Here is a 14,574-nt window from a genome sequence, read left to right on the forward strand (position 1 = left end):
AACAACGTAGGACCGCTTGAGAAACGGAGACCCATACCGTGCGGATATCCCGCTACCTCGCCCCCGTTGCCGTCCTCGGTGTCCTCGCCCTTGCTGGATGCGAAGGCGGCGCACAGTCCGACGGGAAGGCCGTGGCCACCCCGTCCGTCGCAACCTCCGCGACGACCGCCACCTCAACACCGACTGCCACGCCTACCCCCACCTCCACGCCGGATCCGGTCATGCCCGTCCTGCACGGTCAGACGTACCGGCAGGCGCAGGATGAATTCAAACGCCTGGACATACCGGCCACACTCGTCACGGCCACTGCCCTGCACAAGGACGTCACGCTTCCCCAGGACCACGACGGTTGGTACATCTGCGGCGCCAGCCCGCAGCCCGGCACGGCTGTCACCGCGACCACGGGCGTCGTCCTCGACCTCGCCGAGCGGACCGCGGACTGCGAGACCAGCTTCCACGGCTATCTCCACCAGAAGAACGACCCCGCTTACACCCCGCCCCAGACCACCGCCCCCCAGCCGAAGCCCGCCTACACGCCGCAGCCGAAGCCGACCTACGTCCCCGCCCCGGCCCCCACCAAGACCGCGACCAAGCCCGCCGGCAGCGCCATGATCACCTGTTCCGACGGCAAGGCCGGATACGCCTGCACGTCCAACGGGCACCCCGTCGTCGACGGCCAGTTCTGCCCCAAGGCTGATCGAGGGCGCACTCTCAAGGCCACCAATGGCACCATGGTCACCTGCTCGTACGACCCCAGCGTCACCCCGTACCGCTGGCAGTAATCACGGCCGCGTCCTGCCCAGGTCGCCGGTGGAGGCGGCAGCGGTTCCCTCGTCGTACCGGTCCCGTGCCTCATTGACCTCGTCGATGTGCCGCTCCGCCCAGGTCTTCACCTGGGACAGCAGGCACGCCAAGTTCCGCCCCAGATGGGTGAGTCCGTAGTCCACCCGGACCGGCACCGACGGCGTCACCGTGCGCGTCACGATGCCGTCCCGTTCGAGGGAACGCAGGGTCTGGGTGAGCATCTTCTGGCTCACGCCCGGGATTTTGCGGCCCAGATCGCTGTACCGCATCTCACCCTCCTCGCCCAGCGCGCTCACGATCAGACTGACCCACTTGTCACTGATCCGCGCGAGGAGTTGACTGGTCGGGCAGTCCTTCACGTAGGCGTCGTACGCGGTACGCGCCTCGGCGCGCTGCTGCGCCGCGGTCATGGTCGCCATGGCTCACCTCCGGGTGCCGTGCGCACTCTCAAGTGCGGACTTTCCGAGAGAGAGTAACTCTTCCCAGGGTGCTGCCATGGGCGGGGAACCGCCCAACTCCCCATCCTGCTTGCCCACTACGGTCCATCACCGGATCCCGCGTCAACGGGGAGGCGTGAGGAATCCTTCGGTCACGCGGCGGACCTTGTTCACGGCTTCTTCATCGCCGAAGCGCAACTCGATGTTCGCGGCGATGAGTACCGCGTCGATCTGGAAAGCCGCGAGGTCGGCATCGAGGTCGGCGATCTCCCCGGCATCGGCGGCGTGTCTCAGTTCGGCGGCGATGAGGCCGCGCCAGTCCCGCTGGCAGCGGAACAGCGCGTCACGGACTCGCCCGGGGCGGCTGTCGAAGTCGGCCAGATTCGCCGCCCAGAAGCAGCCTCCCGGGAACAGCGGTGCCTGTGCGTACTCGATCCACCGTTCGATGAGGGCGCGCAGGCGCGCTGTGCCGCGAGGCGCGGGCCGTGCGGGGCTGACCACGGCGTCGTTGAACGCCTCGCGTGCGAACTCGACTGCGGCGGCCTGCAGGTTCTCCTTCGTTCCGAAGAGGGTCTGGACGCCGCTCTTGCTGAGTCCGAGGTCGGTGGCCAGCCGGCCGAGGCTGAGTCCGCCCAGACCTTCCAGCGACGCCACATCGACGGCATGTCTGACGATCGTCCGCCTGGAGCGCGCGCCACGCAGCCGGCGCTGGTCCGATGTCGCCGCACCGGCATCGTCGCCTGGGGGGATGACCGTATCCCCGCTGGGCCGTTGCTCATGTCTGTTCATCGCCCTCGATCCTGCCATACCCCCCTTGAAAAAACGTACGACCGGTCGTACGTTGAATTGGCAGTCGCCCAGCCGTGGCTCATCACGGCCTGGACGCCAACTGGAGGTGTGCGCACATTGAACGGCGACCGGATGTTCGAGCTGGCGCAAGCGCTGGCCATTGCCAAGAGCCGACAGGACGTGCCCGCGGCCATGGAGCTCTTCCATCAGGACGTGGTCCTTGAGGTCCCTGCTTTCGGGACGACGGCTCAAGGCCGGGCTGCGAACGAGAAGGCGCTGATCAGGTTCTTCGCCTCCTTTCCGGACTACGACGTCGAACTCCAGGGGCACGCCGACGACGGCGACACCCTGATCTGCTGGGGGGCGGCGCGGATGACCCTGACGGGCGACCGGTTCGCCGTGGTCCCCAACGGCAATCGCGCCGAGCTGCCGGTGTTCATCCAGTTCACCTTCAAGGACGGCCTGATAGCCGGCGAGCGCTTCTTCTTCTTCGACCTGTCGGCGCTCTGCGCCCAGTCGGGCGTCTCGACGGACGCGGTGCGGCGAAAGGTGTTCGGAGACATCGCGGACGTCGAACCGCGACCGAAGCCGTCCCCGAGTACTCAAGGAGATAAGACATGGCACCAGACCCACGAGTGAAGGCCGTCGGTGAGATCAAAACGACGCACCTCTTCGACATCGCCGTCGACTTGAACCCGCGGCTGAACATCGGCGACGGGCCGACCGGCCGACGGGTGCTCTTCGGCGCCGCCGGAGGGTCGTTCGAAGGCCCGAGGTTAAGGGGCGAGGTGGTGGCGGGCGGCGGCGACTGGGCGTTGTTCCGTCCCGACGGCGTGATGACGCTCGACGTCCGGCTGACGCTGCGCACGCACGACGATCACCTCGTGCACATGACCTATGGAGGGCGCTGGGTCACCCCGCCCGAACTCCGGGCCGACATGGCCGACCCCGTCCAGAGGCATCAGGTCGACCCTTCCCGCTACTACTTCCGGACCAATCCGCTCTTCGAAACAGGGGCGAAGCAGTACGCCTGGCTCAACGACATCGTCTGTGTGGGGGTGGGATACCTGATCCAAGGCGGAATCGCCTACAAGGTCTCACACGTCCTGTGACGGGACGGATGGCAGGCCGTCCCCGAAGACTGAAGCCAGGATCGCCGCGCGTCCATGCACGTGACCCGCGGGGTGGAAATACCAGCTCGCGCCGGACTCGGTGAAGTTCTTCGGCATGGCCATGGAGGTGTGCGACGCGAGCATCTCCTACGCCAACGAGCACCTGGACGAAGTGGGCAGCGCGCTCCTGCCCAGGTCCACATGGTGCCCCTGGCACTCGAAGCTGACGCGCGAGGTCAGCGCACCGTAAGGCGTCACGCCCGGGCGCCGACCGCGTGCTCGACGCCTCACTGACCGCGCCCGACACTTCTCCGGCCGCCGGACCTCCCGGCGGCCGGAGTTGCCATGTAACGGCCCCGCGCGAGGTGCCGGTGCGCGCGGTGCCGGTCAGCTCAGCTCAGATGTAGCCCTCGCGGAGCGCATAGGCCACGGCGTGCGCGCGGTGCCGCCAGGGCGACGCGGGCCGCGGCTTCGCCCTCGTCGTAGCCGTTCGCTTGCGCGTCCCGCAGCGCCTCGGAGAGCTGGAGTTCGGCCTCGCCCCTGCGGCCGGTCGCGGCGAGGGCCTCGCCGTAGAGGGTGCGCAGCACCACGCGGCGCGGGGCCGCGAGCAGGGGAGTGGCGAGGGCCAGGCCGCGTGCGGCGTGGGAGGCGGCCTCACTGGGGGCGCCCAGCGCCAGGAGGTGCTGCGCGAGGTGCTGGTGGGCGAGGGTGACGGTCTCGGTGGCACCGGCTCGCTCGGCGAGGGCGAGGGCTCGGAGCAGCAGGTCGTGGGCCCGTTCCCGTTCGCCGCGCCGCGCGAGTGCGACCGCCAGGTTCATCCGGGCGACGGCTTCCCCGGCCGTGTCCCCCGCCTGCGCGGCGAGTGCCGGGGCGCGCTCCAGGTGTACGAGGGCCTCCTCGGGCCTGGCCTCCTCGGCGAGCACCCACCCCAGCAGGGCTCGTACCCGGGACTGGGCGGCGGGGGCGTCGTCGGCTTCGGCCGAGGCCAGCCCCAGATCGAGGAGCGGCACCCAGCCGCCGCGGACCTGCCACACGATCAGCGGCCACTGGAGGAGGACCAGCCGCCAGGCGCGGTCGTGCAACCCCGCAGTGGCGGCGGCGTCGACCGCGCCGCGCAGCGCGTCCCGCTCCTCGGAGTACCAGGCCAGGGCGCTCGTACGGTCCGGGAACGCCCGGATTCCGGCGGAGGGACGGACCACGGGGGGCAGCGTGCAGCACGGCTCGCTGCCGGGCTCGGCGGCCGCGCTCGCCGCGAGCAGCGTGCGCAGCCAGTGGTCGAGCAGCCTCAGCTGGGTGTCGGGAGCGTCGTCGCAGGCGAGCGTGCGGGCGTAAAGGCGTACGAGGTCGTGGAGGGTGTACGCATGCGGACCCGTCTCCACGACCAGGTGGGCGGCGGCCAGCCGGTCCAGCGCGGCGGCCGCCTGGCCGGGCGGACAGCCGGCGAGCGCGGCGGCCGTCCAGGTGTCGAGTGCGGAACCGGTGTGCAGGCCCAGCCCGTGGAACATCCGGCTCGCCGGTTCCGGCAGGTGCTGGAGCGTGAGACCGAGGGCGGCGGCGACGCCGGTGTCCTCGACGTTCAGCAGGCCCAGCCGGGCGTGTTCGTCGGTGAGTTCACCGACGAGCCCGGCCAGGCTGCCGTGCGGCCGGGTTGCCAGGCGCGCGGCGGCGACACGCAGCGCGAGCGGCAGCCCCCCGCACAGAGCGGTGAGCCGTGCCGTCGCCTCGGGTTCGGCCGCGATCAGGTCCTCGCCCAGGACGGCGGCGAGCAGAGCGGCGGACTGGGCGGCCGGGAGCTCGGCGAGCGGGACGGGACGGGCGGCGTCCGAGGCGACGAGCCCGCTCAGCCGGTCGCGGCTGGTGACGAGGGTGGTGCAGCCGTCGCCGCCGGGCAGCAGCGGGCGGACGTGCTCGGAGTCGCGGGCGTTGTCCAGGACGATCAGCATCCGCCGCTCCGCGGTCAGCGCGCGGTACAGCGAGCCCATGGCATCCGGGGCATCGGGCATCCGCTCCGCAGCCACGCCCAGCGCGAGCAGGAACTCGCGGAGCACGGCCGTGGTGTCGCGGGCGGGGACCGGGCTGTAGCCGCACAGGTCGACGAAGAGCCTGCCGTCGGGGTAGTCCGCGCGGTGCCGGTGCGCCCATTGCACGGCGAACGCGGTCTTCCCCACGCCGGCGCTGCCAGTTAGCAGCGCGATGGGGCCGGGGGCGGCCGCGACGGCCCGGTCGAGCGCGGCCTGTTCGTCCTCGCGCCCGGTGAAGCCCCGGGGATGGCGCGGCAGGAGTTCCGGAACGGCGGCGGTGGTGGTGGCTATGGCGGTGGCGTGCGGGATGGCCGGGGCGACCGGGGCCGCTGTTTCATCCGGCCGCGGCGCTCCGGGAGCCGCTGGACTCCCCGCACCCCCGGCACCCCCAGCACCCCCAGCACCCCCCGGAGCCCTGTGCGTGCCGGACCTCAGGAGAGCGGTGTACGCGTCGGTGAGCACTGCTCCGGGGTCGATGCCGAGCTGATCGGCGAGCTGTCGCCGGGTGCGGTGATACCAGTCCAGGGCGTCCGATTGCCGCCCGGCCCTGCCGAGGGCCAGCATCAATGCCGCGATCAGCGGTTCCCGCAGCGGATTCGCGGCGGCCTCGGCGCACAGGACGGCCGCGGCCGTACCGTGTTCACCCAGCCGCCCGTGGGCATCCGCCAGCTCCTCCACGGCCGCCAGCCGCAGGTCCTCCAGCGCGTGCGCGGCCGTCTCCAGCAGCGGACTGCGCACCGTCCCCGCGAGCGCGGGACCGTGCCACAGCGCGAGCGCCTCGCGGAGCAGCGGCACGGCCAAGGCCGGTTCGCACCGCGCCCGGGCGAGCCTGAGCAGCTCCTCGAAGCGGCGGGCGTCCACCAGGTGATCGGGCAGCCGCAGGGCGTACGAGCGCCCCTGCGTGACGAGTTCGACGCCGTGTGCCGTCGCCCCGTGCGCGGCGAACAGGGCGCGCAGCCGGGAGACGTGCCCCTGTAGCACCGTCCGTGAGTGCCGGGGCGGGTCCTGGTCCCACAGGGCTTCGGACAGCCGGTCGACGGCTACGGCCGCGTTGGGATGCAGCAGCAGCGCGGCGAGCACGCTGCGGCACTTGGTGGGTCCCAGCGGGAGCGGTTCCCCGTCCTCCGTCGCCATGGAGACTGCCCCCAACACGCGGAACTGCATGCGGCCTTACCTCTGTCCCATCGTTCCCGGCACCGGGCCCCAGCACATGCCGGGCCACTCAAGGATCAGCAGCGCGCTGTTAGCCCGGTGTAAGGGAATCGTTTGCGGACAGTGGAAGGGTGTGGGCAGAAAGACCGATATCCGGCGATCGGGATGAACCGGTGGCCTTTGACCGAGGTTTGCCGTCCCTTCGTCGGAATGACCACACGAGGGGGAACTCATGGCCAGCATGAGCAGTGGAGCGCATGTCCACCGTCCGGGACTCGACGACGCCCGGCACCGTGACCAGCACGAACTGATGGGCCGACTGCGCGCGGCGCTGGACAGCCTCGACGCGCTCACCGACGTCCTGCCCGCGATGGCGGTGAGCTGTTGCGAGGGGCTCGCGGCCGGGTACGGCCTGGCGCCGGAATCCAGCGACGGCGGCAACGGCGGCGACGGCGACAACGGCGGCAACGGCGACAACGGCGGTAACGGCGACGGAGACGGAGACGGCGGCGAAGACGTATTCGCCGAGCTGCGCGACAGCGCGCGGTTCGAACTTCTGGAGGTGCGCCCCGCCCTCCCGGCGGGGCGCACCTCCGGTGCACCCGCCCATCACCGGCTGATCGTAGGTGCCTCGGCGGCGGAGAGCCCGGGGGCCGCCGCGCGGATCAGCGCCGTGACGGGCCGGGGGGCCCTCGTGCGCACCGTCGGGCTGCTGCCCCTTCACCTCGCGGTCGCCGACCGGGAGAACCTGGTGGTGGCACTGGACCTGGGCGACGGCCCCACCGTGCCGCACACCATCCGGACGCCGGCGACCGCCCGCGAAGTGGCCCGCCGTTTCCTGCAGGACTGGTGGCCCAGGGCGCGGCCCTGCGGGGCGGGGCTCCGCGTCCCGCCCGGCACGCTCAACGGGACCGAGGCGGCCGTCATCGACGGGCTCGCGCAGGGCCTCACCGACGAGAGCGTGGCCCGCCGGGTCGGCGTCACCCCGCGCACGGTACGACGGCACGTCGCCGCGGTCTCCGAACGCTACGGCGCCACCTCACGACTGCAGCTCGGGCTGCTTCTCGGCCGGGCCGTCGGGGCGGGAGCGGGGGTCTCCCGCCCCGACGGGGCCGCCGGGCAGCCGTCACCCGGCTCCGCACCGGCGGTTCAGGGGTAGGGCAGCGGGTTCACGTTCAGATCCCCGAACGCCAGGGGCCGCTCCCGCCGGCCCGACTCGAAGGGGATCCGGCCGTAGCGCGGGTTGCCTAGGCCCGGCGCCTGCGGCGGATACGGCGGGCTCAGTTCCGGCATGACCACCTTCATCAGGCTGGTGTGCCGGAACTGCGGCAGGGAGAAGTCGAACGCGATCGGATCCCAGCCGCGCTCCCCGAGCATCGCCATCAGCGCGTCCCAGCGCTGCTCCGGCGTCTGTCCGCCCTGGCGCCGGGGCAGCTCGGACAGCGGTATCTCCTTGCCGCCGTCGTAGAACCAGGAGACCCGGTCCCGGTTCTCCTCGAAGCCGTAGAAGGGGATGACCTGGATGTAGTTGCTGAAGTCGGCCGGCTGCGCGTCCTTGCCGATGGCGAACTGGCGCCCGAACGCCTCCGTGAACTCCCAGTCCGGAGTGGCCAGCGCTATGCGCAGACTCCGTTCGGCCTGGGCGTACTCGGTCAGGGCGGACAGCATCGCCTCCTCGGTGTCGTCGCTCACACCGCCGCCCGCGAAGTAGCTGTAGCGGCGCAGCCAGCCGGCCCGCTCGATCGCCGTGACCACCGGATACTCGTGCAGGTCCAGGTTGTGCAGGTAGAAGTTGATGTCTCCGGGCTGCTCACCGGCCGTCTCCAGCAGTCGCCGCAGCGGCCGGTTCTTCAGCGGCCGGTCGATGACCACCCGGTCGAGCGGGACGCCTCCGTACCACCGCAGGTTGACCGCGTCGCGCTCGAACAGCTCCAGCACGCCGTGCATCAGGGCGTCGCGCCTGCTGATGTGGCTGGCCAGCCCGCCGCTCGGAGCGAGCCCGATCATCGGTTCGTCGGCGCCGCGCAGGTAGAAGAGCATCACCAGCTGCGCCGGTACGTAGACCTCCTCGCCCGAACGCAGCCGCCGCCCGGGGATCCAGCCCAGCTCGGTGTCCTCGGTCCACGCCTCGTACAACGGGTCGGTGGCCAGCTGTTCGGGTGCGAAGACGGGGAACTGCTCCGGGTGCAGGCACGGTACGCCCTTGCCGGTCAGGGTGCGGTACGAGCCCGTCAGGATTTGGTCCATGTGGGTCAGGTAGGCGAGGGAGCCCAGGACGCGCTCCACGGCCTCGCCCACCGACGATGCCGTGGTGCCGAACAGATCATGGCCCTTGCCGCCGCCGTAGACCTGGCTGCCGAAACCGGTGCTGAACCCGGGCAGGCCCAGCAGCCGGCTCATCACGTGGTCCAGGTCGAAGTACTGGCCGTGCGCGACGTACATCGGTTTGCCGAGGCCCGAACGGAAGTACGTGGTGAAGGTGCGCAGCGGTCCGTGCGGGTGGTAGTAGTCGAGGACTTCGTTGATCGCGCCGAACTCGACGTCGTTCAGAGCCGGTTTGAGCAGCCGGTCCCGGTGGTTGAGCCATTGGCTGCTGAGCGGCGGCCTCGCGGTCGCTCCGGCACGGGTCGGTGTGCTCATCGGGTTCCTTCCCAGGTGGATTTGCGACGGGCGATCCAGACGATGACTCCTGCCGCGGCCAGCACCAGGGCGAGCTTCGGCAGTTCGGAGACCATGGACCGGCCCAGATAGGCATCGACGGAGGCGTCGATGACGGGCGACATGGGGTTGACGGCGGTGATGGCGCGGAGCCAGCCGGGGAACGAGTCGCGGGGGATGGCCGCGCCCGACCCCATGAACATGATGAAGAACAGCCCGGTCCCGGTGATCTGCACGCTCCGCGCGGGCAGATCGAGGCTTCCGAGCAGCACCCCGGTGGCGAAGGTGAAGGCGAGACCGACCAGGACGGCGAGCGCGAACTGCACGGGCGAGGCCAGCAGGACCCCGTAGGAGACGGCCACCACGGCGAGCAACGTCCCGGTGGCCACGGCGAACATCAACAGCCCCACCACCACCTGCGAGAGCCAGAACCACCACATCGGCGCCGGCGCCAGCCGGTAGCGGCGCAGTACCCCGCTCGCCCGGCACTCGGCGATGTTGATCGCGACGCCGAGCACCCCGAGGTTCACCGCGATGGTGACGACGATGTGCGCCACGTACTCGTCGATGTAGCGCACCCCGTCGGTGGTTTCCGTGCCGTACACGACGCCCAGGAACAGCAGCATCGCCATGGGGAAGACCATGGTGAAGAAGATGGCGGCCGGTTCCCGCAGGAACAGCAGGATCTCGACGCGGCACAGCCGTCCCAGCCCGCGCGGCGCACGGCGGGCCGGGGGGACGACCGGCGCCGGGATGTCAGTGGTGCTCATACGTCGTCCCCGTCCGGGTCAGATAGAGGTCCTCCAGGTCGGTGGGGCCGGTGGAGACCGCGGCCAGGACGGGGCGCACCTCGTCCGGGCCGGGCCCCTCGGGCCCCGGCGGCGCGTCCAGGCAGGTGCGCAGCACGGCGAGCGCCCGCTCGGCGAAACCCTCCCCGCCGTACGCGTAGTGGATGCCCGCCACCACCCGCGAGGCCGCCCAGCCCGGTACCCGGCGCAGCACACCGTCCGTCCAGGGCCGGTCGGGCAGCCGGATGCGCGTGGTGAGTCCGGCGGCGCCGAGCAGCTCGCCGACGGGGCCCTCCGCCGCGATCCGGCCCCCGTCGAGGACGTACACCCGGTGGCAGCGGCTTTCCGCCTCGTGCAGATCGTGTGTGGCCAGCAGGACGGCCGTGCCGGGGCCGGTGAGCTGCTCCAGCATTCCCCACATCTCCAGGCGGGCATGCGGGTCAAGGCCGCTCGTCGGCTCGTCCAGCAGCAGTACGGGTGGGCGGCCCACCAGCGCCAGGGCGAGGGTGAGGCGGCGCTTCTGCCCGCCGGAGAGCTTCCGGTAGAACACCCTGCGCTGCGCGGTCAGACCGATCCGCTTCAGCAGGTCCGCGGTCTCCCACGGGTCGTCGTAGAAGCCCGCGAACAGCTCCAGTACCTCACCGACGCGCAGGCGCTCGGCGATGCTGGACTCCTGGAGCTGCGCTCCGAAGGCGAGGTGGTAGGCGCCGGGCCCGGCCGCGCGGGTCAGCCCGGCGATGGTGACCGTGCCGCGGTCCGGCCGGCGGATCCCCTCCACGCACTCCAGGAACGTGGTCTTGCCCGCGCCGTTGGGCCCCACGAGGCCCACGATCTCGCCCCGGTGGACCCGTACGGACACCCCCTGGAGCACGGGCTTGTCGCCGTAGCTCTTGTACAGCCCGGCCGCGTCCAGCAGTACGGCCGTTTCCTTCGTCGTCATGGACGTGTCTCCTGTGGATCGAGCCGTGGGCGGGCGAGCGTCCGAGCCGCCGCGGGCAGTGCGGCGAGGGCCGGCAGCGTGTCCAGGGCGCCGGACAGCGCCAGGACTCCGGTGGCCCACGGGGATGCGGCCCGCGCCCGTCCGGCGAGCGTGTCGACGGCGCCGCCCGTCGCCGCCGTCAGGACCGCCCGGCGGGGTATCCCCGCCCTTTCCCACCAGGACAGTTCGTCGTACAGCCCGTAGCCGGGCACCAGGCTCAGGCCGAGCGCGTCACTGCCCGGGAGCAGCGTCATGCCGCTCGCGTGCGCGGTCGCCAGCGCCTCCAGCAGGAACGACCAGCCGTCGTCGAACTCCTTGCGGGCCGGGCCCTTCAGGGTTTCGAAGCCGAAGTGCTCGCGGGCGTACTTGCGTCCGAAGACCAGGCCCGGCCCGCGCATGTCCAGCAGGTACTGGTGGAAAGGCGCCAGCGGCACCAGCCGGTCCAGCCGCGGCTCGGCCACCGCCTCGTCGAGCAGCGCCGACCTGCGCCGGGCGTGCAGCAGCGGGACGAGGGCCACGCCGTGGCCGGCCAGGACCCGCAGCCGTTCGCACGCCGCGCGCCGCACCGCCGGATCGGCGAAGGCCCGTACCAGCGCGGCCGGTGAGGGACCGCCGCCGCTCCCACCCGGCCCGGCGGCGGGCGCCCCGAGCAGACAGCGCGGCAGGTCACGCAGGATGCGTACGCCCGCCTTCGCCGCCTCGACGGCGTCCGTACGCCCCGGCCGGTGCGTCACCGGCATTCCGTGCTCCCGTGCCGCGACGACCACCTTGCCGAGGAGACGGGCGTCGAGCGAGGGGCCGGTGCTCACCCCGCACGCCCCGTCCGCGGCGAGTCCGGCCACGGCGCGCCGGGCTGCGTCCGCCCCGAGCACCAGCCGGGTCGCCGTCGTCGCGACGGGCGGACCGTCGAGAACGGGCCCGGTCCACAGCAGCGACGGACCGTCCCCCGCGCCGAGTTCGGCCAGAGCGGCGCAGGGCTCGGTGTGGCCGCCCACGTCGAGGACCATGCCGACGCCCGCCTCCGCGGCCAGCTCCAGGCAGGCCCGGTGGGGTGCGAGGGCGTCGCCTGTGATCACGCGGTTGAAGTAGCCGGTGACGCGGGCGCAGGAGTCCACGAGTCCCGGCAGCAGAGTGCCGTGCCGCTCCACCGGGTGACCCGGCGGCGCGGCGCCCGTGCCCCAGTCGGTCACCTGCCCGTCGGCCACGAGGATCCAGCCGTCAGCCAGCCACCGGCGGCCGTCGCACAGCAGCGGGGCCGTGTGCACCGTCATCACCGCTCCCTCCTTCCGAGGTGTCGGGGCCGCCGTGACGCGCCATGCGCCGGCAGGCCAATAACTGGAACACCAGATGGGCGGTCAGGGCCGGCAGCAGGGATCCCGCGGCCACCGCCAAACCGCCCCACACCAGGCCGTGCACCGTCTTCGCCGGTACGGCCCGAAGCCCGAACGAGGCGTGGTGCACGCCGAACAGCACCGCCTGGAGCACGAGCGCCGCCCACAGCGGGACGGCGTCCCGCAGCCCTTCGAGGAGGTAGCCGCGGAACAGCACCTCTTCCGCGGCCGCGGTGACCAGCCCGAGGGCGAGGAGTGCCCGCGGGCTGCGCGCCCACGCCCCGGCGGCGCGCATGCCCACGGCCTCGCCGGGCACCTCGCCGGGCACCTCGCCGGGCACCTCGCCGGGCACCTCGCCGGGCACCGCGGCCGCCGCCGGGAGGGTGGCGCGGTTCACCGCGCGCTGGGAGAGCGCCAGTTCACCGACGTAGCCGGCGGTTCCCGCCACGACCGCGCCGAGCACCGTCGCACCGAGGGTCCAGGCCACGTCCGCAGCGATCGGCTGCTCGGGCCACAGGCCGAGTTCGTGCGGATCGAGCCCGGTCAGCGCCGCGGCCAGCAGTGCCACCGCGGCGACGGTGCCCGCATACAGTACGGGCGCCGTCCGCTCGACCGCCCGACGCGGGCCGGAGCCGCCGGGCGCGGCAGGTCCGTAGCGCATGCGCACCGCGACCACCGCCGCGAGCAGCAGCGCGAACACCGGCAGGACGGCGACGACCAGCAGTAGCCGCCCCATCCGGTCACCGCCCGCCGGGCAGGCCGCAGGCGAACATCAGCGAGACGAACGAGTCCCTGCCGTCCAGCCGCAGCAGATCGTTGGCCGCGTCGTCGTCGAAGGCCGCCACCGCGCAGGTGTTCAGCCCGAGCGCGGTGGCCACCAGGTAGAGGTTCTGGGTCATGACGCCCAGGTCCACATGAACGTAGCGGTAGGAGCGGACGCCGTACTTCCACTCCACTCGGGGCATGTCGACCGCGAGGAACAACACGGCCGGTGCGTGGAACATCCAGTCCGCCGCGATCCCCGCCTCGGTGACCTTGCCGCGCATGTTGCCCGAGTCGACGCGCACGAGATCCGGTGCCGACGGGCGGTAGCGGTACAGACCCTGCTCCAGCCCGTCGACCGCGTTCGCCACGACGTACAGGTCGATCGGTGCCAGCCCGCCCGCCGACGGAGCGCGGCGCACCGGGAAGTCGCGCACGTTGTAGCCGGACCGGTGCCCGTGGATGCCCGCGGCCTGCTCCAAGAGGGCCGCCAGGACGGCGAACTCCATCGGCCGGGCGGCGAACGTCGTGCTCGAATGGCGCTGTTCGATCGCGGCTGCGAGCGTGATGTCCGGCAGCGGACGCGGCTCGGGCAGCGGCACCGCGGACAGCCCGGCCGACGGCGGTTCCGCCGGCCGGGGCCGCGCCGACTGGAGCGCCCGCGGGTCGATCATGTCGTCGCACACGCCCGACCGCAGCCTGCGGTGCAGCAGGTCGCGCACCCGCAGCGGCGGGTCCTCGGGGTCCGCGGCCGCGCCGGTGAGCAGGCTGCGGACGGCGGGCAGGTCGCAGGGCCGGGTGCCCAGTGCGGCCGCCAGCTCCTCGTCGGACGTCCCGTCCTGCGTCAGGGCAGGGGCGGGGGCCGGTGGAGCCTGCCGGGTCTGGGGAGCCGTCGTCATGCGGGACCTCCGGTGTCGGTGTGTGCCGCCGCGCTCCGCTCCTCGGGGCCGGGCGGGCGCAGGACCACCACCGCCAGGGCCGAGCGCTCCAGCCCGTCGCAGTGCAGCAGGGTGTCGAGTTCGTCGTCGTAGAAGTCCTGGACGGGCAGCGAGTCGTAGCCCGCCTGTGTGGCGAGTCCGCACAGCACGTCCAGCAGGACGCCCGCGTCCATGAGCATGCGGCGGTAACCGCGCGGACCACCGCCGAGCATGCTGCGCCAGGGCACACCCGTGATGACGAGCGCGGCCTCGCCGGCCAGCAGGGCGTCGGCCGCGGGGCGGTCGGCCATGGCCGGGGCGAGCGCCGCCGGACCGTCCAGCAGGCGCTCCACCCACACGGCGTCCTCGCCCGGCTGCTGTCGGCACAGCGCGTCCGCGCCGACGACCATCAGGTCACAGCTGTAGAGCAGGGTCGCCATCCGGCCGCCCGAGCCGAACTGGGAGCACAACGCCGCCAGCCGGGTGGGCAGTTCACTGTGGGGCCGGCGAACCGTGTTGGACGGGCCGGTGAAGTCCTCCGGGCGGTGCTGTCCGCAACTGGTGAAGTACCAGCGGCGCACGGCCTCCTGCTCGGAGTCGGTCAGCCGGTGGTCGGGACGATGCCGGGACAGCCTGCTGTTGAGGTGGAAGAGCTCCGCGACGTCGTCCTGCTCAGGAGCGATGCGATTGATGAAACCCGCCGCCTTGCCGGGAGCCAGTTCGACGACGTTGGGGGAGGGGATGAGGGTCTGCTCCAGCGTGCGCCGCAGCAGGTGGTCGAGTCCCGGCGCGTACGCCGTGGTCTTGTCGACGGATGACATGGG

At 72.2% G+C, this 14,574-nt stretch carries 15 protein-coding genes; 5 read left to right on the forward strand and 10 right to left on the reverse strand.

Annotation, left to right across the window (positions count from 1 at the left end; translation table 11 throughout):
• Positions 1–38 precede the first annotated feature (38 nt).
• Positions 39–782 (forward strand): hypothetical protein, encoded by a 744-nt coding sequence (locus J7I97_RS10110; RefSeq protein ID WP_214932977.1) that lies wholly within the window; start codon positions 39–41, stop codon positions 780–782.
• On the opposite strand, the gene J7I97_RS10115 is transcribed toward J7I97_RS10110, so the two are convergent.
• Both J7I97_RS10115 and J7I97_RS10120 read right to left on the reverse strand, forming a co-directional pair.
• Positions 783–1,223 (reverse strand): helix-turn-helix domain-containing protein, encoded by a 441-nt coding sequence (locus tag J7I97_RS10115; RefSeq protein WP_214932985.1) that lies wholly within the window; start codon positions 1,221–1,223, stop codon positions 783–785.
• A gap of 141 nt (positions 1,224–1,364) precedes the next feature.
• Positions 1,365–2,030, reverse strand: coding sequence for a TetR/AcrR family transcriptional regulator (locus J7I97_RS10120; RefSeq protein ID WP_251058669.1), 666 nt, complete (start codon positions 2,028–2,030; stop codon positions 1,365–1,367).
• A gap of 108 nt (positions 2,031–2,138) precedes the next feature.
• On the opposite strand from J7I97_RS10120, the gene J7I97_RS10125 reads away from it, so the two are divergent.
• From J7I97_RS10125 to J7I97_RS39515, 3 genes are all read left to right on the forward strand, one after another.
• Complete coding sequence (locus J7I97_RS10125; RefSeq protein WP_214932986.1) at positions 2,139–2,669, forward strand: nuclear transport factor 2 family protein; 531 nt, start codon at positions 2,139–2,141, stop codon at positions 2,667–2,669.
• Positions 2,648–3,142 (forward strand): DUF3237 domain-containing protein, encoded by a 495-nt coding sequence (locus tag J7I97_RS10130; protein WP_214932988.1) that lies wholly within the window; start codon positions 2,648–2,650, stop codon positions 3,140–3,142. Before J7I97_RS10125 ends, J7I97_RS10130 begins: the two co-directional genes overlap by 22 nt.
• A gap of 115 nt (positions 3,143–3,257) precedes the next feature.
• Complete coding sequence (locus J7I97_RS39515) at positions 3,258–3,392, forward strand: hypothetical protein (protein ID WP_285441191.1); 135 nt, start codon at positions 3,258–3,260, stop codon at positions 3,390–3,392.
• Positions 3,393–3,534: 142 nt separating this feature from the next.
• On the opposite strand, the gene J7I97_RS10140 is transcribed toward J7I97_RS39515, so the two are convergent.
• Entirely contained in the window at positions 3,535–6,327 is a 2,793-nt protein-coding gene (locus tag J7I97_RS10140) for a BTAD domain-containing putative transcriptional regulator (RefSeq protein ID WP_214932990.1), read from the reverse strand.
• A 220-nt stretch (positions 6,328–6,547) separates the two neighbouring features.
• On the opposite strand from J7I97_RS10140, the gene J7I97_RS10145 reads away from it, so the two are divergent.
• Entirely contained in the window at positions 6,548–7,474 is a 927-nt protein-coding gene (locus tag J7I97_RS10145; RefSeq protein ID WP_214932992.1) for a LuxR C-terminal-related transcriptional regulator, read from the forward strand.
• On the opposite strand, the gene J7I97_RS10150 is transcribed toward J7I97_RS10145, so the two are convergent.
• From J7I97_RS10150 to J7I97_RS10180, 7 genes are read right to left on the reverse strand one after another with little or no spacing between them, the layout of a single operon-like run.
• Positions 7,465–8,955, reverse strand: coding sequence for a YcaO-like family protein (locus J7I97_RS10150; RefSeq protein ID WP_214932994.1), 1,491 nt, complete (start codon positions 8,953–8,955; stop codon positions 7,465–7,467). The genes J7I97_RS10145 and J7I97_RS10150 overlap by 10 nt on opposite strands.
• Entirely contained in the window at positions 8,952–9,743 is a 792-nt protein-coding gene (locus J7I97_RS10155; RefSeq protein ID WP_214932996.1) for an ABC transporter permease, read from the reverse strand. The genes J7I97_RS10150 and J7I97_RS10155 overlap by 4 nt, the downstream gene beginning before the upstream one ends.
• Positions 9,730–10,701 (reverse strand): ABC transporter ATP-binding protein, encoded by a 972-nt coding sequence (locus tag J7I97_RS10160; RefSeq protein ID WP_214932998.1) that lies wholly within the window; start codon positions 10,699–10,701, stop codon positions 9,730–9,732. Before J7I97_RS10160 ends, J7I97_RS10155 begins: the two co-directional genes overlap by 14 nt.
• Positions 10,698–12,011: a hypothetical protein gene (locus J7I97_RS10165; protein WP_214933000.1), complete on the reverse strand. Its 1,314-nt coding sequence runs from the start codon at positions 12,009–12,011 to the stop codon at positions 10,698–10,700. The genes J7I97_RS10160 and J7I97_RS10165 overlap by 4 nt, the downstream gene beginning before the upstream one ends.
• A complete protein-coding gene (locus J7I97_RS10170) occupies positions 11,959–12,807 on the reverse strand; it encodes a CPBP family intramembrane glutamic endopeptidase (protein ID WP_214933002.1) in 849 nt (282 codons plus the stop codon). Before J7I97_RS10170 ends, J7I97_RS10165 begins: the two co-directional genes overlap by 53 nt.
• 4 nt (positions 12,808–12,811) lie before the next feature.
• A complete protein-coding gene (locus tag J7I97_RS10175) occupies positions 12,812–13,732 on the reverse strand; it encodes a SagB/ThcOx family dehydrogenase (RefSeq protein ID WP_214933004.1) in 921 nt (306 codons plus the stop codon).
• Positions 13,729–14,571 (reverse strand): hypothetical protein, encoded by an 843-nt coding sequence (locus J7I97_RS10180; RefSeq protein WP_214933006.1) that lies wholly within the window; start codon positions 14,569–14,571, stop codon positions 13,729–13,731. The genes J7I97_RS10175 and J7I97_RS10180 overlap by 4 nt, the downstream gene beginning before the upstream one ends.
• Positions 14,572–14,574 lie beyond the last annotated feature (3 nt).

Source organism: Streptomyces sp. ISL-87, assembly GCF_018614095.1.
GTDB lineage: Bacteria > Actinomycetota > Actinomycetes > Streptomycetales > Streptomycetaceae > Streptomyces.

Coding starts and splice junctions, on each gene's coding strand:
- J7I97_RS10175 (WP_214933004.1), bottom strand. CDS start 13,732: ATGACGACGGCTCCCCAGACCCGGCAGGCTCCACCGGCCCCCGCCCCT.
- J7I97_RS10130 (WP_214932988.1), top strand. CDS start 2,648: ATGGCACCAGACCCACGAGTGAAGGCCGTCGGTGAGATCAAAACGACG.
- J7I97_RS10180 (WP_214933006.1), bottom strand. CDS start 14,571: ATGTCATCCGTCGACAAGACCACGGCGTACGCGCCGGGACTCGACCAC.
- J7I97_RS10140 (WP_214932990.1), bottom strand. CDS start 6,327: ATGCAGTTCCGCGTGTTGGGGGCAGTCTCCATGGCGACGGAGGACGGG.
- J7I97_RS10160 (WP_214932998.1), bottom strand. CDS start 10,701: ATGACGACGAAGGAAACGGCCGTACTGCTGGACGCGGCCGGGCTGTAC.
- J7I97_RS10165 (WP_214933000.1), bottom strand. CDS start 12,011: ATGACGGTGCACACGGCCCCGCTGCTGTGCGACGGCCGCCGGTGGCTG.
- J7I97_RS10145 (WP_214932992.1), top strand. CDS start 6,548: ATGGCCAGCATGAGCAGTGGAGCGCATGTCCACCGTCCGGGACTCGAC.
- J7I97_RS10170 (WP_214933002.1), bottom strand. CDS start 12,807: ATGGGGCGGCTACTGCTGGTCGTCGCCGTCCTGCCGGTGTTCGCGCTG.
- J7I97_RS39515 (WP_285441191.1), top strand. CDS start 3,258: ATGGCCATGGAGGTGTGCGACGCGAGCATCTCCTACGCCAACGAGCAC.
- J7I97_RS10155 (WP_214932996.1), bottom strand. CDS start 9,743: ATGAGCACCACTGACATCCCGGCGCCGGTCGTCCCCCCGGCCCGCCGT.
- J7I97_RS10150 (WP_214932994.1), bottom strand. CDS start 8,955: ATGAGCACACCGACCCGTGCCGGAGCGACCGCGAGGCCGCCGCTCAGC.
- J7I97_RS10115 (WP_214932985.1), bottom strand. CDS start 1,223: ATGGCGACCATGACCGCGGCGCAGCAGCGCGCCGAGGCGCGTACCGCG.
- J7I97_RS10120 (WP_251058669.1), bottom strand. CDS start 2,030: ATGAACAGACATGAGCAACGGCCCAGCGGGGATACGGTCATCCCCCCA.